The organism is Paraburkholderia sp. UYCP14C (assembly GCF_004197395.1).
Classification (GTDB): Bacteria; Pseudomonadota; Gammaproteobacteria; order Burkholderiales; family Burkholderiaceae; genus Paraburkholderia.
Genome location: NZ_SELS01000030.1, coordinates 34,513 through 52,791, shown reverse-complemented (window position 1 = coordinate 52,791; position 18,279 = coordinate 34,513). Strand labels below are relative to the sequence as shown.

16 protein-coding genes and 1 pseudogene are annotated in these 18,279 nt (G+C 66.1%); 4 read left to right on the top strand and 13 right to left on the bottom strand.

What is annotated here, in order from left to right; genetic code table 11:
- Positions 1 to 73: 73 nt before the first annotated feature.
- From EVC45_RS25270 to EVC45_RS25250, 5 genes are all read right to left on the bottom strand, one after another.
- The gene (locus tag EVC45_RS25270; protein ID WP_129960966.1) at positions 74 to 979 is read right to left on the bottom strand and encodes an SDR family oxidoreductase; all 906 of its coding nucleotides are present in this window, start codon (positions 977 to 979) and stop codon (positions 74 to 76) included.
- 50 nt (positions 980 to 1,029) lie between these two features.
- A complete protein-coding gene (locus tag EVC45_RS25265) occupies positions 1,030 to 2,586 on the bottom strand; it encodes a class I adenylate-forming enzyme family protein (protein WP_248295249.1) in 1,557 nt (518 codons plus the stop codon).
- Positions 2,583 to 4,301, bottom strand: coding sequence for a long-chain fatty acid--CoA ligase (locus tag EVC45_RS25260; RefSeq protein WP_129960965.1), 1,719 nt, complete (start codon positions 4,299 to 4,301; stop codon positions 2,583 to 2,585). The genes EVC45_RS25265 and EVC45_RS25260 overlap by 4 nt, the downstream gene beginning before the upstream one ends.
- Before the next feature lie 80 nt (positions 4,302 to 4,381).
- Positions 4,382 to 5,605, bottom strand: coding sequence for an acyl-CoA dehydrogenase family protein (locus EVC45_RS25255; protein WP_129960964.1), 1,224 nt, complete (start codon positions 5,603 to 5,605; stop codon positions 4,382 to 4,384).
- Between the two features lie 65 nt (positions 5,606 to 5,670).
- Positions 5,671 to 6,444 carry an SDR family oxidoreductase gene (locus EVC45_RS25250; RefSeq protein ID WP_129960963.1) on the bottom strand — a complete coding sequence of 258 codons (774 nt, stop codon included), beginning with the start codon at positions 6,442 to 6,444 and terminating at the stop codon, positions 5,671 to 5,673.
- A gap of 275 nt (positions 6,445 to 6,719) precedes the next feature.
- Here EVC45_RS25250 and EVC45_RS25245 point away from each other — a divergent pair, with 275 nt between their 5' ends.
- The gene (locus EVC45_RS25245) at positions 6,720 to 8,525 is read left to right on the top strand and encodes an acyl-CoA dehydrogenase (RefSeq protein ID WP_129960962.1); all 1,806 of its coding nucleotides are present in this window, start codon (positions 6,720 to 6,722) and stop codon (positions 8,523 to 8,525) included.
- A 21-nt stretch (positions 8,526 to 8,546) separates the two neighbouring features.
- Here the strand turns inward: EVC45_RS25245 and EVC45_RS25240 are convergent, their stop codons facing one another.
- Entirely contained in the window at positions 8,547 to 9,332 is a 786-nt protein-coding gene (locus EVC45_RS25240; protein WP_129961005.1) for an IclR family transcriptional regulator, read from the bottom strand.
- Positions 9,333 to 9,790: 458 nt separating this feature from the next.
- On the opposite strand from EVC45_RS25240, the gene EVC45_RS25235 reads away from it, so the two are divergent.
- Positions 9,791 to 10,153 carry a BON domain-containing protein gene (locus EVC45_RS25235; protein WP_129960961.1) on the top strand — a complete coding sequence of 121 codons (363 nt, stop codon included), beginning with the start codon at positions 9,791 to 9,793 and terminating at the stop codon, positions 10,151 to 10,153.
- A gap of 127 nt (positions 10,154 to 10,280) precedes the next feature.
- Here the strand turns inward: EVC45_RS25235 and EVC45_RS25230 are convergent, their stop codons facing one another.
- The gene (locus tag EVC45_RS25230) at positions 10,281 to 10,850 is read right to left on the bottom strand and encodes an XRE family transcriptional regulator (protein WP_129960960.1); all 570 of its coding nucleotides are present in this window, start codon (positions 10,848 to 10,850) and stop codon (positions 10,281 to 10,283) included.
- 185 nt (positions 10,851 to 11,035) lie between these two features.
- Here EVC45_RS25230 and EVC45_RS25225 point away from each other — a divergent pair, with 185 nt between their 5' ends.
- Both EVC45_RS25225 and EVC45_RS25220 read left to right on the top strand, forming a co-directional pair.
- Positions 11,036 to 12,430, top strand: a complete 1,395-nt coding sequence (locus EVC45_RS25225; RefSeq protein WP_129960959.1) for an LLM class flavin-dependent oxidoreductase — start codon at positions 11,036 to 11,038, stop codon at positions 12,428 to 12,430.
- A 77-nt stretch (positions 12,431 to 12,507) separates the two neighbouring features.
- Positions 12,508 to 13,053 (top strand): flavin reductase, encoded by a 546-nt coding sequence (locus EVC45_RS25220; RefSeq protein ID WP_129960958.1) that lies wholly within the window; start codon positions 12,508 to 12,510, stop codon positions 13,051 to 13,053.
- Positions 13,054 to 13,416: 363 nt separating this feature from the next.
- Here the strand turns inward: EVC45_RS25220 and EVC45_RS25215 are convergent, their stop codons facing one another.
- The 6 genes and pseudogenes from EVC45_RS25215 to EVC45_RS25190 form a co-directional block, all read right to left on the bottom strand.
- Positions 13,417 to 14,565 (bottom strand): DUF1501 domain-containing protein, encoded by a 1,149-nt coding sequence (locus EVC45_RS25215; protein ID WP_129960957.1) that lies wholly within the window; start codon positions 14,563 to 14,565, stop codon positions 13,417 to 13,419.
- Between the two features lie 5 nt (positions 14,566 to 14,570).
- On the bottom strand, positions 14,571 to 16,091 hold the full coding sequence (locus EVC45_RS25210; protein ID WP_129960956.1) for a DUF1800 family protein: 1,521 nt from the start codon (positions 16,089 to 16,091) through the stop codon (positions 14,571 to 14,573).
- A gap of 83 nt (positions 16,092 to 16,174) precedes the next feature.
- Positions 16,175 to 16,687, bottom strand: coding sequence for a periplasmic heavy metal sensor (locus tag EVC45_RS25205; RefSeq protein WP_129960955.1), 513 nt, complete (start codon positions 16,685 to 16,687; stop codon positions 16,175 to 16,177).
- Positions 16,684 to 17,100, bottom strand: coding sequence for a hypothetical protein (locus tag EVC45_RS25200; RefSeq protein ID WP_129960954.1), 417 nt, complete (start codon positions 17,098 to 17,100; stop codon positions 16,684 to 16,686). The genes EVC45_RS25205 and EVC45_RS25200 overlap by 4 nt, the downstream gene beginning before the upstream one ends.
- Positions 17,097 to 17,702, bottom strand: a pseudogene (locus EVC45_RS25195) (RNA polymerase sigma factor); the annotation flags it as partial. The pseudogene EVC45_RS25195 and the gene EVC45_RS25200, both read right to left, overlap by 4 nt.
- A 236-nt stretch (positions 17,703 to 17,938) precedes the next feature.
- Positions 17,939 to 18,256: a YXWGXW repeat-containing protein gene (locus EVC45_RS25190; protein ID WP_129960952.1), complete on the bottom strand. Its 318-nt coding sequence runs from the start codon at positions 18,254 to 18,256 to the stop codon at positions 17,939 to 17,941.
- Between the last annotated feature and the right edge of the window lie 23 nt (positions 18,257 to 18,279).

Sequence of the window (18,279 nt, the reverse complement as noted above, 5' to 3'; positions counted from 1 at the left end):
ATCGACCCCGCATGAAAAAAGCGCCGTGAATTTCAGTTCACGGCGCTTTTGTTTGTGCTTTACCTTCGACCTATTATCCCCGCAACGCCGCCACGACCTGCTCGCGCACCTGTGGCTTCTCGGCAAACGGATCGGTCGGATTGCGCGGCGTGACGATATCTTCGGCACGCGTCTTCACCGCATTCAATGCATGCGGATGCGAGTAGATATAGAACTGCTCGTCGCGGATCGCATCGAACACCATCGCCGCGACCGCTTCCGCGCTGATCTTGCCCGAGCTGACCGCCTTTTCGCTCAACGCGCGCGCGACACGCTGCGATAGCGTCGGTGGTGCGTCGTTCGCGAGATCGGCCGGACGGTTACGCTGTGCGTTCGCGATGCCCGTCGGCACGAAGTACGGACAGAGCACCGAGCACGCGACCTGCTGCGTGACGAGTGACAGATCCTGGTACAGCGATTCGGTCAGCGCCACGACCGCGTGCTTCGACACGTTGTACGGCCCCATCAGCGGCGGCGCGAGCAGTCCCGCCATCGACGCCGTATTGACGATATGCCCGCGATAGCCGGCATCGCGCTTCGCCTGATCGAGCATCAGCGGCGTGAACGCGCGCACGCCGTGTATCACGCCCCACAGGTTGACGCCGAGCAGCCACTGCCAGTCGCGCTCGGTGTTCTCCCACACGAGCCCGCCGTTGCCGCCGACGCCCGCATTGTTGAACACCAGATGCACGCCGCCGAACGCATCGAGCGTGGCGCGAGCGAGCGCATCGACCTCGTCGCCCTTCGCGACGTCGACGCGGCGCGCGATCGCCCGTGCGCCGGACGCCGTGACTTCGGCGAGGGTTTCATCGAGCGCATCCTGCTGCACGTCGGCGAGCACGAGCCGCATGCCGAGCTTCGTGCCGAGCCGCGCGAACTCGCGGCCGAAGCCGGAGCCCGCGCCCGTGATCACCGCGACCTTGTCTGCGAATTGGTTCATGCGTCGTCCTGTTTCAGTATTGATCGGGATTGCGCTTCGAGCGTGATGCCTCAACGCGAAACCGGATAGAACTGCTCACGCAGTTCGCGCTTCAGCACCTTGCCGATCGGGCTGCGCGGCAAACTGTCGAGAAACGTCAGCGCCGACAGCCGCTGCATCTTGCCCACCCGCGTGTTCACCCATTCGAGCAGCCCTGCTGCGCTGATCCGCGCGTGCGCACGCAACACGACGAATGCGACCGGCGTCTCGCCCCATTGCTGCGAGTGCGCGCCGACCACGGCCGCGTCCGCGACCTCGGGATGCTGGCGCAACTCGCCTTCGAGATCGCTCGGGTACACGTTGAAGCCGCCCGAAATGATCATGTCCTTCTTGCGGTCGAGCAGCGTCAGAAAACCGTCGGCGTCGAAGCGGCCCATGTCGCCGGTACGAATGAAGCGCTTGCCGCTCGGGTCGTACCACTCGGCTTCAGCGGTCTTGTCGGGCTGGCGGTAGTAGCCGGTCATCATCGCCGGCGAATGGCCGACCACTTCACCGACCTCGCCCAACGGCACCTCGTTGCCGCGTTCGTCGATCAGGCGGATGTCGTGCCCCTCCATCGGCCGGCCGACCGAATGCAGCTTGTCCGGCCACTGATCGGCTTCGAGCTGACACGAGCCGCCGCCCTCGGTCATCCCGTAGTACTCGGTCAGACGACCCGGCCAGCGGCGCACGATGTCGGCCTTCAGGCTCGCGGCGAACGGCGCGCTCGTGCAGAACTTCGCCTGAAAACTCGACAGGTCGTAGCGGTCGAACTCCGCATGCGCCATCAGGCGCTGATACTGCACCGGCACCAGCATCGTGTGCGTGACGCGGTGGCGTTGCGCGAGTTCGAGGTAGCGCGTCGTCTCGAACTTCGGCATCAGCACGACGGTGCCGCCGAAGGTCAGCGTCGGCATGAAGCTCACCAGCGTCGTGTTCGAATAGAGCGGCGTGGAGATCAGCGTGATCGCGTCGGGACCATAACCGCGTTGGACGCTGCGCACCGCGTAGGCCCAGCGCATGCCGTGCGACTGCACGATGCCCTTCGGCGTGCCCGTCGTGCCCGACGAGTAGATGATGTTGAACGGCCATGCCGGATCGATCGTGACCGGCGTGGGTGCGGTGCCTTGCGGTGCGAGCCATGCGTCGAGTGCCACGCTGCCCGCGTGTCCATCGAGCGCGACCGGTGTTGCGCCGATGTCCGCCGCGACCGGATCGAGCAGGCGCTTCACGTCGGCATCGAGAAACAGGAGCCGCGCAGCCGAATTTCCGATCATGCCCACGAGGCTCGCCGCGCTCGACGCAGGCGCGAGCGGCGCGACCGCGGCGCCCGCGCGCAAGCCGCCGAGAAACGCGACCACGTAATCGACCGATGCGCTCGCACACAGCGCGATCGCATCGCGCGGCTGGATGCCGTCGCGTTGCAAGGCGGCGGCGAAGCGCTCGACGCGCGCATCGAGCGCCGCGTAGGTAAGCACCTCGTCGCCGCAGATCAACGCCGCGTGCTCACCACGCGTTTTCGCAAAGCGACGCAGCATGTCGGTGATGCAGACGAACGGTTCGTCCATCAAGCTATCGAGCCAGTTCATTGCGCGGCGCCTCCGTTGCCCGCCTGACCGGCCGCACTCGCCGCCGTGCGCGCCGCATCCTCCTCCTGCAGCTTGCGCCACAGAATCTTGCCGCTGCCCGATTTCGGCAACGACGCGACGAACTCGACGATACGCGGCGCCTTGTACGCGGCCATCTGTTGATGCGCCCAGTCGATGATCTCCTGCGCGCCGATCTTGCCCGCCTGCGCCGACGTCGGCACGACCAGCGCCTTGACGGTCTCGCCGCGCTTTTCGTCTTTCACGCCGATCACGCAGACTTCGTGAATCGCCGGATGGCGGTACATCAGCGCCTCGACCTCGGCCGGCCAGACCTTGTAGCCCGACGCGTTGATCATGCGTTTGAGGCGGTCGGTCATGAAGAAATAACCGTCCTCGTCGATATGCCCGAGGTCGCCCGTGCGCAGAAAACGCTTGCCGTCGAGCTCGATGAACGCTTCGTCGGTGGCCTTCTGATTGCGCCAGTAGCCGCGCATCACCTGCGGCGCGTTGACGACGATCTCGCCGGTCTCGCCTTGCGGCAACTCCTGCAGCGTGACCGGATCGATCACGCGCGAATCGACGTCGAACACCGGAATGCCCAGACACTGCGGCTTCGGCCGATGCGGCGGATTGATGTGCGTGCCCGCGATCGTCTCCGACATGCCGTAGCCCTCGACATAATCGAGCCCGGTCAGCGTCTTCAACTTCTTCGCGATCGCGTCGGGCATCGCCGCGCCGCCGCCGCGCGCGCCGGACAGGCTCGACAGATCGTATTCGCCGAGCCGCGGATTCGACAGGAAATCGACCATCATCGTCGAGATCGACTGCCATGCGCTGATCCGGTAGCGCTGCATGCAGACCGCGGCGGAATCCCGATCCCAGCGCGACATCACGACGATCGTGGTGGCCGAATACACCGCGTTGTTCATGCCGCCCTGCATGCCGGTCACGTGAAAGAACGGCAGCACCGACAGATGCACGCCGTCGGCCGCCGCGCCGAACCACACGCAGCCGCCGAGCAGCGTGCTCATCACGCTGCGATGTGTATGCATGCAGCCCTTCGGCCGGCCCGTCGTGCCCGACGTGTACGGCATCACGCACAGATCGTCGGGGCCGGTAGTGAGCGGACCGGGCGCGAGGCGTCGATCGAGCGCGTCCTGCCACGCCGTGACGCCCGCGCAATCGATCCTCTTGCGCGGCGCCGCGACGAATTCGGGCACCGCGATCGGCGACGGCCGTTTCAGATAGTCGCTATACGTCGCGACGATCGCATGCTCGAGCCCTTGTCCCGGCCCGTCGCCGATCAGCGGCTCGACGTTGTCGAACAGACACTGCGGCGCGATGATCGTCGTCGCGCCGCTATCCTCGACGTAGTGCGCGAGCTCGGTGCCCATGTTCATCGGATTGACCGGCACCACCACTGCGTTCGCGCGCAGAATGCCGTAGTACGCGACGATCCACTGCGGACTGTTCTGCATGTAAAGCAACACGCGATCGCCGGCCTTCACGCCGCACTCGTGCTGCAGAAAACCGGCGAGACGCTCGGTCTCGTCCTTGAACTCGGCGAACGTGATCGGCGAGTCGTAATAGATGACGAACGGTTTGTCGGGAAAACGCGCCGCCGAGACTTCGGCGTTGTAGTAGAGATTGGTGTGCGGCAGCGTCAGATGCAGCGGCACTTGCGGCGGCCAATGCGGGTAATGGCGTTCGTTCATGGGCGTCTCCGGCTTTTTCTGCGCACGCGTGCGCGCGACTCGTCACGCGTGGGGTTCGTGAATTGAAAAGCGAGCTGGGCTCAGCGTTCGAGATAACGCCCCAGTTCCATGCTCGCAATCGCATTGCGATGCACTTCGTCGGGACCATCGGCGAAACGCAGCGTGCGCGAGCTTGCGTAGGCGCGCGCGAGACCGAAGTCGTCGCTGACCGCGCCGCCGCCGTGCGCCTGCATCGCCCAGTCGATCACCTGGCAGGCCATGCTCGGCGCCGCGACCTTGATCATCGCGATCTGCTGGCGCGCGTCCTTGTTGCCGACCGTGTCCATCTTGTACGCGGCGTTCAGCACCAGAAAGCGGGTCTGGTCGATTATGATCCGCGCGTTCGCGATCCGCTCGCGCGTCACGCCCTGCTCCGCGATCGGCTTGCCGAATGCGACGCGATCGAGCGAACGGCGGCACATCGCTTCGAGCGCGCGCTCGGCGCGTCCGATCAGGCGCATGCAGTGATGGATGCGGCCAGGACCTAGCCGACCCTGCGCGATCTCGAAGCCGCGTCCTTCGCCGAGCAGCATGTTGCTCCCCGGTACGCGCACGTTGTCGAACAGGATTTCGGCGTGACCGTGCGGCGCGTCGTCGTAACCGAACACCGGCAGATGACGTAGTACCTTGACGCCCGGTGTTTCCATCGGCACCAGAATCATCGACTGCTGCTGATGGCGGTTCGGATGATCGGCATTCGACTTGCCCATGAAGATCAGGATCTTGCAGCGCGGATCGTTCGCACCCGAGGTCCACCATTTGCGGCCGTGCAGCACATAGTGATCGCCGTCGCGCACGATGCTCGCGGCGATATTGGTCGCATCCGAGGACGCGACCTCCGGCTCCGTCATCGCGAACGCCGAGCGGATCGTGCCGTCGAGCAGCGGCAGCAGCCACTGCTGTTGCTGCTCGGGCGTCGCGTAGCGCACCAGCGTTTCCATGTTGCCGGTGTCGGGCGCCGAGCAGTTGAACGGCTCGGCGCCGATATGCGAGCGCCCCATGATTTCGCACAGCGGCGCGTATTCGAGGTTCGTGAGCCCGGCGCCGTATTTCGATTCCGGCAGAAACAGGTTCCACAAACCGGCGGCTTTCGCTTTCTCCTTCAACTCATCGATCACCGGCGCGGGCTGCCAGCGATTGCCGGCTTCGCGCGCGGCATCCATTTGCGCTTCGAACACCGCTTCGGCCGGATACACGTATTGGTCCATGAACGCGGTCAGACGCTTCTGCAGGCTCTTGACCTTGTCCGAGTACTCGAAATTCATGCAACGTCTCCAGGGTTGTTATACGGCCGCGCGCGTCGCGTGCGGCGCCAGAACGTTGCGCGGACTCAGACGATGATCGACCCGCCGTCCACCGCCAGATATTGACCGGTGATGTGCCGCGACGCTTCGCTCGCGAGAAACACCACGGGGCCTTTCAGATCCTCGTCGCCGCCGAGCCGCCGCAACGGCGTGCGTGCGACGATCGCGTCTTCGAGCTTGTCGAGCAGTCCCGCCGACATCTTCGACGGGAAGAAGCCCGGGCAAATCGCGTTGACGTTGATGTTGTACTTGCCCCACTCCGCCGCCAGCGCACGCGTGAAATTGATCGCCGCGGCCTTCGACGTGTTGTAGGCAATCGTGTTCATGCCCGTCGGCGAGCCCTTCAAGCCGGCCACCGACGCGACGTTGATGATCTTGCCCGCGCGGCGCGGGATCATGCTGCGCTTACCGACTTCGCGCGCGAGAAAGAACGGCGCGTTGACGTTCAGATTCATCACCTTGTGCCACGCGTCGTCGGGGTAATCTTCGGCGGGCGCGCCCCAGGTGGCGCCCGCGTTGTTGATGAGAATATCGATGCACCCATGCGCGCTGATGACCTCGTCGACGAGACCCGGAATGCCCTCGGAGCGCTGCAGATCGTTGATGATGGTTCGCACTTCGATACCGCGCCCCTGCAGATGCGCTTTCGCTTCCTCGAGTTCGCCGGCCTTGCGCGCGGTGATCGCGACGCGGCAGCCCATTTCGCCGAGCGCTTCGGCCATTTGCAGACCGAGCCCGCGCGAACCGCCTGTGATCAAGGCAACCTTGCCGTCGAGTTGAAACAGGTCCTTCACTGACATGCGTCGCTCCTCCAGTTGTTCTGCTATGCAGATTCCGATTCCACGGTTTCCGACCATCATACGTGCCGAAATTCGGCATGTAAATAAAAGCACGATCATTCGTTTTACGTTATAAACTGACGTGCATCGGCAGCGCGCGGTTCCTCGGGACTTACCCGCATAGCGCGTTTTTCCAACGATCCACGCCATTGACGCGGTACGCATCAGCGAGCCCCGAACGACACGCTTCGCGATGCGGTTCCGCACAGCGGCTTACCTTTAAACGGGCTTCATCGATGCAAGATGCGCTGATCATCAACACGCGGGATCTGGAATTCCAGCTGTTCGAAGTGCTCGAAGCCGAGACGCTGACGCAGCGCCCGCGTCACGCCGATCACAGCCGCGAGACTTTCAATGCGGCGCTCGAAACCGCGCACGCGGTGGCGGTCGAGAAATTCGCGCCGCACAACCGGCTCTCCGACGAGCACGAGCCGCAGTTCGACGGCCAGCGCGTGACGATGCCGCACGAGGTCAAGGACGCGCTCGACGCGTTGCGCGCGACCGGCTTTCTCGCCGCGGGCAAAGATTACGAATGGGGCGGCATGCAGTTGCCTGCGGTGATTTCGTTCGCCTGCCTGTCGCTATTCAAGAGTGCGAACATCGCGACTTCGTCTTATGCGATGTTGACCAGCGCGAACGCGAACGTGATCGAACGGTTCGGCTCCGAGGCGCAGAAGCGCAAGTACCTGGGCGCGCTGCTCGAAGGCCGCGCGTTCGGCACGATGGCGCTGACCGAGCCGCAGGCGGGGTCGAGTCTGTCGGACCTCACGACCACCGCGACGCCGAACCCGGACGGCACCTTCTCGATTCGCGGCAACAAGATCTTCATCTCTGGCGGCGATCACGAGTTGAGCGAGAACATCGTGCATCTGGTGCTCGCGCGCATTCCGGGCGGGCCGCCGGGGGTCAAGGGCATTTCGCTGTTCACGGCGCCGAAGTTTCGCGTCGACGACGACGGCAGCCGCGGCGCGCGCAACGACGTCGCGCTCGCGGGCCTGATTCACAAGATGGGCTGGCGCGGCACGACCTCGACGATGCTGTCGTTCGGCGAGCATGGCGAATGCGTGGGCGAACTGGTCGGCGAGCCGCATCATGGGCTCGCTTATATGTTCCATATGATGAACGAGGCGCGCATCGGCGTCGGTCTCGGCGCGGTGATGCTCGGCTATCGCGGCTATCTGGCCTCGCTCGACTACGCGCGCGAGCGGCCGCAAGGACGTCATCCGACCAACAAGAACCCGCTGGATCCGCAATTGCCGCTGATCGAGCACGCCGACGTGCGCCGCATGCTGCTCGCGCAAAAGGCCTATGTGGAAGGGGCTTACGCGCTGAGCCTGTATGCGGCGCGGCTCGTCGACGAACAGAACACCGGCGAAAGCGACACCGCGCGTGCCGAGGCGGCGCTGCTGCTCGATCTGCTGACGCCGATCGTCAAGTCGTGGCCGTCGCAATGGTGCCTCGAAGCGAACAGCCTCGCGATCCAGATTCACGGCGGCTATGGCTACACGCGCGAATATCCGGTCGAGCAGTTCTATCGCGACAATCGCCTGAACATGATTCACGAAGGCACGCACGGCATTCAGGCGATCGACCTGCTCGGCCGCAAGGTCACGATGAAACAGGGCGCGGCGCTGAAACTGTTCGCTCGCGAACTACAGCGCACGATCGACGCCGCGCGCAAGCACGCGCCGCTACAGGCTCACGCCGACGGGCTCGGCGCCGCATGGGCCGATCTGAGCGACACGCTCGCAGCGCTGCTGCCCGCGCTCGCCAGCGACACCGACCGCGCGCTCGCCAACGCGAACGCGTTCCTCGAAGCATTCGGACATGTCGTGATGGCGTGGACGTGGCTGCGGCAGGCGCTGGTGGCGAGCGCCGCGCTGCCGCGCGCGAACGGCGCGGCGGATCAGGACTTCTATCGCGGCAAACTGCACGCGTGCCAGTGGTTCTTCCGTTGCGAGTTGCCGCGCGTCGCGTCGATGCTCGCGCCGTTGCGCACGCTCGATGACACGACGCTCAGCATGCAGCCGCAGTGGTTCTGATGACCAACGTCGCGCTGCCGCTCAATGCGACAGCGCGATTTCCAATTGGGTGACGACATCGATCAGGCGCGGCCGCACTTCTTCGAGCAAAAACTCCTTCGACAGCTTGAACGCCGGCCCGCCTACGTTGATCGCCATGACCGGCAATTCGCCGCCGGGCTGAAACGCGCGCGCGATGCCGTTGACGTCCTTCTGCCAGTCGCCGAACGAGGTCGTCACGCCGAGCGTGCGGTAGTCCTCCAACGCCTTCTCGATGCCGCGACGCGTCTTCGGCCACGCGATGTGATCGAGTTCGCGCACCTGCTCCATGAAACTGAGCCGCTCGTGTTCGGGAATCGCCGCGAGCCACGCGCGGCCGATCGCCGACGTCGCGACCGGAATCCGCGAGCCGACTTCGAGGGTCAGCGTCAGCGCGACCGAGCCGCGGCAGTTTTCGACGTAGATCATCGACAGACGGTCGCGCGTGCCGAGCGAAACGGTCGCACCGGATACGTCGGCGAGTTCCTGCATCACGGGCCGCGCGATCTTGCGCACATCGAGACGCGCGAGCATCGCGCTGCCGAGCGCCAGCGACGCGGTGCCGAGCCGGTACTTGCCGCTCTCCTTCAGATGGATCAGATAGCCGAGCAAGGTCAGCGTATGAGTGAGCCGCGACACCGTCGATTTCGGCAGCCTGCAGCGCGCCGCGAGTTCCTGGTTGCTCAGCGATTTGTCGCCGGAGCGGAAGCACGCGAGCACCTCGAGTCCGCGCGCGAGCGCCGTGACGAAATGGCGGTCGTCCTTGTGCAATTCATGCGCGGTGCGCATCGCGAGCGCGGCGGGTGCTTTTGTGGACGCCGGGTCGGCGTCGGAGCTGAGGTGGTCGTCGGGAAGATCGGCCGGGCCGTGGTGGGTTGTGCTCAAGGCGAATCAGGCTCCCGCGAAACGGCCGCCTGCTGATGATGATGCGCGCCGTGGGATGGATCGTCACGATCCGGGATGCGGAATTATAGTCTGAAACGTGGGACGTTCTTGACGTGTGCGCGGGGTGCGTCGCGGATGCAAAACAGCGCGTCGAAACCGGCGCGACACCGCTTTCCGCGTGCGTCGCGCCAGAATTTTCAGTGGCACCGCGCTGCCTGGAGTATCGTTTAAGCGCGCCGGAAGCGCCGCGACCGCCACTCATCTACAAGACAGCCGCTTCCCAGAGTCCAGACCAGCTCGACAAAGCGCGACGTTTTTAACATGCAACGAAGCGAACTCAACTTATCGAGGATGGTGAAACCGTGAAAACACTCAATCTTTTGAAGGCGCTCGGTATTGCCCTGTGCGTGGCGACCGCATCCAGCGCCTATGCCCAGGCGAGCGACGCCATGGCTGCCGCGCCGGCCGCGAAGGCCCCATCGACGCGCGCGGCGGATCGCAAGCTCGGCCGCGACGTGCGGCACGCGCTCGCGAGAGCGCAGGGCTTCAACGTGTCGAACGTGTTCGTGCGGGCGCGCGGCGGCGCAGTGACGTTGAGCGGCTCAGTGCCTGAGAGCGGCATGATCCAGCAGGCCGCCGACGTGACGAAAGGCGTGCCAGGCGTGACCTCGGTGAACAACAAGCTCACGCTGAACTTCCCGTCCCGCGGAGGTGGTGGAAGCTGAGTGTCGGCATTCGACTCACAAACGGGAGCGCCGCGAACCTGCGTTGCATGCGGTGTCTCCCGCTAATCCCTGGTCCTCGTTCTGCTATCCGGACCGCTGGACACAACCTGGCATATCCTGGCACACGTCAGCGCCGCACCAGGCCCACCACATATCTACACACCTCGGTGCCTCCATTGAAGAACTCGCATTCGACCGGCGCACCGAGTTGCAGGCAGTCCCCCGCTTCGAGCCGGTACGTCAGCGAGCCCTCGCGAAACGTCAGCACCCCTTGCGTGACCCAGATCTGCTGATGCTGAAACACGAACGCATCCGACGGATAAGGCACCCTCACCCCAATCGGCAATTCGATTTCGAGCAGTTCCAGCACGCCGCCGGTCGGCGGTGAAATACGCCGCCGCGTGTAGCCGGTTTCGGGGTCTTCCCACAGCGACTGGTCCGCGTGACGCACGAGCCGCTCGCCGGTCTGCTCGGCGAGTGCGAGCAACGTCGACAGTGTCAGCCCGAACGCGCCCGACAGCCGCCCGAGCACCGTCGCGGTCGGACTCGCCTCGCCGCGCTCGATCTTGCTGATCATCGCCTTCGACACACCCGAGCGCTCGGCCAGCTCGGCGAGCGACCAGTTGCGCGCCTCGCGCTCGGTCTTCACGCGCGCGGAGATCGCCTGGGTCAGATCGATGGCGGAGGATTCGGACATGGTGGGGGCGTGATGCTGAGGTGAGTACGGCGAAATTATATCGATGCGAAGCGGCCGCGGGCGGTCAAACGGCGCTCAAAGCGCACTCACCCGCGCCACCGAATAAAGTCTTGCATAGTGATTTTTCGTCCACTATATTAAACGCAACGCCATCGTCCGAACCCGCTCATCAGACGGAACACACCATGCCGAAGGAAATCGTTCTCAACGCGTTCGACATGAACTGCGTAGGCCACATCCAGCAAGGGCTATGGACCCATCCGCGCGACCAGTCCACGCGCTACACCGATCTGCAGTACTGGACCGACTACGCGCGCAAGCTCGAAGCGGGCCTGTTCGACGGCATCTTTTTCGCGGACGTGGTCGGCGTCTACGACGTCTACGGCGGCAGTCCCGACGCAGCGATCCGCGGCGCCGTGCAGGTGCCGGTCAATGATCCGACGCTGCTGATTCCTGCGATGGCCGCGGTCACCCGACATCTGTCGTTCGGCGTCACGTCGAATCTGTCGGTCGAGCAGCCGTTTCTGTTCGCGCGCCGCATGTCGACGCTCGATCACCTGACGCGCGGCCGGGTCGGCTGGAACATCGTGACCGGCTATCTGGACAGCGCCTCGCGCGCGATCGGCCTGAGCGGCCAGATGGCGCACGACGACCGCTACGATCTCGCCGACGAGTACATGGAGCTTGTGTACAAGCTGTGGGAATGCAGCTGGGAAGACGGCGCGGTGCTGCGCGACAAGGCGCAGGGCGTCTACGCTGACGCGTCGAAAGTCCACGTGATCCATCACCACGGCAAGCAGTATCGCGTCGATGCGATGCATCTGGCCGAGCCGTCGCCGCAACGCACGCCGGTGCTGTATCAGGCCGGCTCGTCGGCGCGCGGCAAACAGTTCGCGGCGGCACACGCCGAGTGCGTGTTCGTCAACGGCCAGGCGAAGCCGGCCGTCAAGACGATCGTCGACGACATTCGCGCACACACGGTCGCGGGCGGCCGCCGCGCCGACGACATCAAGGTGCTGCTCGGCCAGACCGTGATCACGGGCCGCACCGATCAGGAAGCGCAGGAAAAATTCGCGGAGTACCGCCGCTATGTGAGCTCGGAGGCGGCGCTGGTGCACGCGGCCGCATCGCTCGGCATCGACTTCGCGCGCTACGACCTCGACGAGCCGATCGAAACCGGCAAGAGCCAGGCGATCGTGTCGAACGTCGAGGCGATGACGCGCGCGGCCGGTCCGCAATGGACGAGGCGCAAGCTGCTCGAACAGATGGTGCTCGGCAGCCGCCAGCAGCCGCTCGTCGGCTCGGCCGAGCAGATCGCGAACGAGCTGATTGCGTGGACCGAGGAGACCGGCGTCGACGGCTTCAATCTGTCGCGCACCGTCGTGCCGGAGTGCTTCGACGACTTCATCGAACTGGTCGTGCCGCTGCTGCAGGAACGTGGCGCGTACAAGCGCGCGTATCGCGACGGCACGCTGCGCGAAAAACTGTTCGGCCATGCGCGGCTCCCCGAGAACCATACGGCGGCACGCTTCCGTTCGCCGGCTTGCGCAGCGGCACCGGCCGACGAGGCTCGCGGCTGACGCGACCACCGTTGTTCAACGAACGCCGTCGCCTGCAAGTCATGCGGCGGCGCCCCGACTTCCAGCGAGAGGCCCCCATGGTTGACAAGAGCACGTTCCGCGACGCGATGGCCGGTCTTGGCGCGGCCGTCAACATCATCACCAGCGATGGCGAAGCCGGCCTTGCGGGCTGCACCGCGTCGGCGGTCTGCGGCGTCACCGACGAGCCGCCCACGCTGCTCGTCTGCATCAACCGCGGCAGCCGCAACAATGCGGCGTTTCGTGCCAACGGCAAGCTGTGCGTGAACGTGCTGAGCGCCGAGCAGCAGACGCTGGCCGCGCACTTCGCCACCAGCGCGCTCGCAATCGAAGAACGCTTCGCCGCCGCGCAATGGGACACTCTGTCGACCGGCGCGCCGGTGTTGCAGCACGCACTCGCGTCGCTCGACTGCGAGATCGAGTCGGTGACCGAAGTCGGCACGCACACGGTGTTCTTCTGCGCGGTGAAGGCCGCGCGCACGCAGGGCGCGGGCGATGCGCTGATCTACTACGGACGCCGCTATCATCGCGTCGGCGAGCGCTCGGTTCACGCGACGCATGCGGTCGCGGCGAGTCAATGCGACGCGTCCGCCTGCGCGCGCTGAGTTCGCACTGCTTGTTGATAGGGGCGGACGTCATTGCGACGTCCGCCGCTTTAGCAGCTTCGCCTCCCCCCCGCGAACGACTGCGACGCGTGCGCTCCGGATCAAGCGCAATACTGTCGCTTGCCACGCCGATGAACAACGTGGAGCCAAGCGGGCGACGTCGACTGCCGTGACTCGCTTGGCCGCTGTAATGCGAACCGCCGTCTTCCGCGATCACAAGTCCTCGCGCGCCGGACTCTTCGGTCACGCGCCCCCACACGTCTTCGATCACCGCCCCCCGTTCACACCTGCTCTCACACCGAACTCCCGATCACCCGTCACGCCTTCTTCATCGCTATCGCACGCCGTTTTTCAATCAACGCATCACGCCCGCACGACGCCCGTCATCGGTCTGCCCGCCACCGTTCGACCAAACAGCGCCGCCGCGGTCCGCTCAGGATCGAGCCCGAGACTTTCACTCGCGGTGCCGGCGATCAACGCATCGAGCGAAGCGGTCGGCCTCAGGTCACGCGACTGATACAACTGATGCGGCGCGAGGCCCGGCCAATCCGCGATCACGCGTCCGCCCTGCACCGAGCCGCCCAGCACCATCGCGACCGACCCGGTGCCGTGATCGGTGCCGCCCGTGCCATTCGCGGCCGCGGTCCTGCCGAACTCCGTCGCGACCAGCACCGTGGTTTTGCTCCACGATGTCCCCATGCCGTCGCGCAACGCCGCGAGCATCGTATCCAGAGCCTTCAGCTGATTCGCGAGCCGCGCGTTCTGCGCGCTGTGCGTGTCCCACCCGCCGGTCACGATCATCGCGATGCGCGGACCGTCGTCGCGCGCCAGAAAACTGGCCGCGAGCTTGCCGAGGCTCGCCGGGTCCTGGCGCGCGCCCGCATCGCCCGCGAGGCCGCGGGCCGCCATCGCCGATTCCCACAGCGGACGCAACTGCGCATCCTGCTCGTACAACTGCGACACGCGCGCGAGCAGATCGTCGGGCGCCTGCGGCAACGCCGACGGCGCATACGACGTCACCGAAGCGGGACCGCGCAGCGCCATCGGCACGGTCGGCGCGAACGCAATTGCGTTTTCCCGGGTGGCGGGCAATTGCGCGGCGAGCCGGTTGAGCCAGCCGTCCTTCATCTGATACGGCGACGTGCCGCCGGTTTCCAGCACGTTTTGTCCGTCGAAATGCGAGCGGTCGCGATACGGCGAGGCAATCGCGTGAACGAACAACATCTCGCGCTGCGCATACAGCTTCGCCATCTGCGCGAGCGCCGGATGCAAAGCGAACGTGCCGTCCAGATGCGGCGCGTTCGACGCATCGATCGCGAGCGGACCGCGCAGCGTCGCATACGCGGGGTCCGCGTACGGCACGACGATGTTCAGCCCATCCGCGGCACCACGCTGGATCACGAACACGAAGCGGCGTTCGGTCGCGACATGCGCGAACGCAATCCGCGGCGACACGAGCAGTGCGCCGGCACCGGCGGCAGCGACGCTCAGAAACTGGCGGCGTGACAGCATGGCATTTACCTCCGTTGAAAATCAGGCGATACGAGCAGCAACGCGATCGCGGTCGACCCGCTTTCCGCGCGCGACACCGCCGTCGCCGTCGGTTCGCTGAGCGAGCCAGCCAGCAAGATCTGGCCGAGCGCGCGCGCATCGAGCTGGTCGCCGACGCGCGCGGCGAAACGTTGCGCGACTTCGACGCGGCGCACGAGCGCATCGGGCGCGGCCCAACTCGCGGCGATATCGTCGTAGCCCGCGGGCGAACCGGGACGCCACACCGGCTGGCCGAGCTGCGTGAGGATCGGCGCGCTTTGCAGATTGCCGAGGTCGTGCCAGCCGAGCCCGCGCATCGACGAAATGGTCCACTCCCACGGCGTCTTGAACTTCACCGCACTTGCCGACCACGCTTGCGGCGTGTCGATCAACGCGCGGTAGACGGTCGGCAGATCGCCGTCGCTGCGCGCGAACGCATCGGCCAGACGTTCGCTGACGCCAGCCGGCGGATTGTCGGCGATGAAATGGCGCGCGAGCTTGTTGCCGATATGCTGCGCGGTGGCCGGCGCATGCGCGAGGTCGTGCAGGATCGCGAGCGCCTGCTGTTCGCCGGCTTCGTCGTAGCGGCGTCCCATGATCGTGCGCGAGCCGGGCTCGTGCAGCGCGGGGCGAAACACGAAGCTGCCGGGGGGGCCGTTCTGCTCCAGTGCGCGCCGGTTCGCATTGGCGCCGCCGTTCCCCGGATTGCCGACGAGACTCCAGCCGGTCAGCGCGCGCGCGAACTCGGTCACGTCGTCCTGGCTATAGCCGCTGCGCACGCCGAGCGTATGCAGCTCCATGATCTCGCGCGCGAGGTTCTCGTTGAGTCCGCGTTTGTTGTCCGGATTGCGTTGCGCGGCGCGCAGCGCGGCCATGCTGTCGGGACCCACCGAGCGGGTCTGATCGAGGAACAGTTGCATGGCCGGATGACGCTCGACGGCCACCAGCATGTCCTCGAAACGGCCGAGCACGTGCGGGCGAATCGCCTCCGCTTCGAACGACCCGGCGAGCGCCGCGACGCCGGGCTTTTCCGTCGACACCGCGAAATGATTCGCCCAGAAATGCACGAGACGCTCGATGAACGGAGTCTGCGTGCTCAGCGCACTGGCGACGCGTGCATTGACCGACGAGCGGTACAGGTCGAGGATTTCGACGCGAAACGCCTTGCGTTCCGCCTGCTTCGCTGTTTGCGCGTCGTTCTGGCTCGCGGCTGCGGCGTTGCTTGCGGTGTTGCTTGCGGTGTTGGCCGCGCTCTGGTTCGAGTTGGTCTGCTCGCCCGCCTTCTGTTTCGCCTGCTGCTCTATCTGCATGCGTTGCTGCACGAGTTGCGTCGACAACGCAATCGAATCGGGCTGGTTCGCCCACGCATCCGGTCGCGGCTGATACTGCTCGAACTGCGCGAGCAACCAGGCCTTCGGATCGGCGGGCGGCGTGTCGTCGGCGCGTGCGCCGAGGCCGAAGCGGTTCAGTGCGATCGCCGCGGCATTCAGGTTCGGTGAGTTGGCCATACGATCCTCGTCGGCAGGTCGGACGCCTGCATGTCCGTTAAACGGCCGGCATGCCGAAATCCGTCGCCATCGCACACATTTTTTTATTCGCCCGACGCGGCATTCGCCGCCGGCTTCTTCGCGTTCGGCGCCGCCTGCGCTTCGCGCCACTGCCCGCGCAGTTTCAGACTCTCGGCGAATTCGACGCGCTCCGCGGGCGTCAGCGTCGCCGCGAAATCGGCGACGCTCGCTTCGACCATCGCGCGCAGGCTGCTGTCGGCCGCGCGGGTGCGCGCGAGCGCGGCATCGAGCGCGGCGCGATCGAACTGCGGAGCGGCCAGCAGACGCAGCACCTCGCGACGCCCTTCGCGAGCGTCGCGCGCATACTCGCGCCCGTCGCGCCGCGCGTTCTTCAAACCGTCGAGGAACGCCTGCCGCTGCTGCGCGGACAGCGGCTCGGCGGCGAATCGCAGCGCGCGCTGGTCCTGTGCGGCCGCCGGCTGATTCGCACCGTGCGCGGCGAACCACTGATACGCGCCGCCGGCGATCGCGCCGAGCAGGAACACGTTGAGCACCGCGGAGCCCAGCAGCGCAGATTTCCACGAGCACCCTTTCATTCGCCGCTCCAATCGGCGGAGCTGCCGCCGAAGCTCGAAGTCAGATACGAGGACTCATGCACGACCGGCGCGTTCTCGGTCAGCACGAAGAACGACACCGCGAACGCGCCCGCCACGCCACCGAGCAGCCCGACCCCTGCGACCGCCGCGCCCGACCACCATAAACGCCAGCGCGCGGCCGGGCGGCGCGACGGCGCGCCGTCGATGATGCGACGCTGCAGTTCGAGGCTCGGCGGCTCGAGCTGGTCGGCGCCGAGCCATGCGTCGAGGCCGGCCGCGTCGCTCAACGCCGCGTCGGCTTCGGCGCGATGCGCGCGCGCCCATGTCTGCGCGGCCTCGCGTTCGCGCTCCGGCCAGCGACGCGCGTCGGCGCCGTACGCTGCAACGATCTGATGGAATCTTTCGGGCGTCATGGCTTGTCCTTGCTAAGGCCGCTGCCGGCCAGTTGAGCGCGCAGGTTGCGGCGCGCGCGGGTCAGCAGACTTTCCAGCGCGTCGACGCTGACGCCCAGCAAGGCGGCAGCGTCGACGTTCGACATCTCCTGGTAATAGGTCAGCACGAGCGCTTCGCGCTGTCGCGCCGGCAGCGCGGCGAGCGCCGTGCGCACACGCGCGTGCTCGGCACGTGCTTCCAGCCGCGCGTCGGGTGGCGCGGCGGGATCGGCCGGGTCGGGCAGTTCGTCGCTCGGGTCTTCGCGCTGGCCGCGCAGACGGTCATAGCAAAGATTGAGCGCGACCCGGTGCATCCACGTGTCGAACTTCGCTTCGCCTTCACGCCAGCGGGCCGCCTGTTTCCAGATTCGCACGAATACCTCCTGCGCGACGTCCTCCGCTTCCATGCGATCGCCGAGCATGCGCGTGGCGAGCGCGAGCAGCCGCGGCAGCTTGCGCGCAACCAGCGAGCGCACCGCGCCGGGCTCCTCGCGGCCCACCCGCGCGATCAGCTCGGCGTCCGGATCGGGCGGCGTGTCGCTCAAGGCGCGCGGCTCCGTCGCGACTTCACGCGCGCGCGTTCGCGTTTGCGCGCGGGCCGCATCACGGGATCAACGTCGTTCACTTGCCGCCGCTCCTTAAGCTGTCGTGTCGTTATGGTTTTAGTGCCGCTGTGCCGCGGTCCGGCGTGGTATCACGTACGCGATCAATATACGACGACCGCCGGCCGATAAACGGCCGGGCGTGCCGGATAGACCACACAGCCGGCGAGCGACGCCGCCAGCAGAATCATCACGAGTGTTTTCATCGCAGACCTCGCTCAAGCCCAATGACCTTCGATCCAGCGCCAGTGCGGCCCGCGTTGCGCCCAATGCCCCGGCACCCAGTGATAGCCGACGCGCACCGGCTGCCAGTGGCCCGGCACCCACACATAGCGGCCGTGATCCCAGCGCCAGCGGCCCTGATCCCATACATAGCCGTCGCGCGGCGCGGGCACGACTTCGACGCGCGGCGGCGGCGGCGCCATCGGCGCGATGACCACTTGAGCGGATGCGGGCACGGCCGTCAGCGTGGCCGCGCAGCACAGCGCGGTCGCCAGCGTGGAACCCAGCAGACGAATCATGCGATTGGTGTTCATGTCGGTTTCTCCCCTTCAAAGCC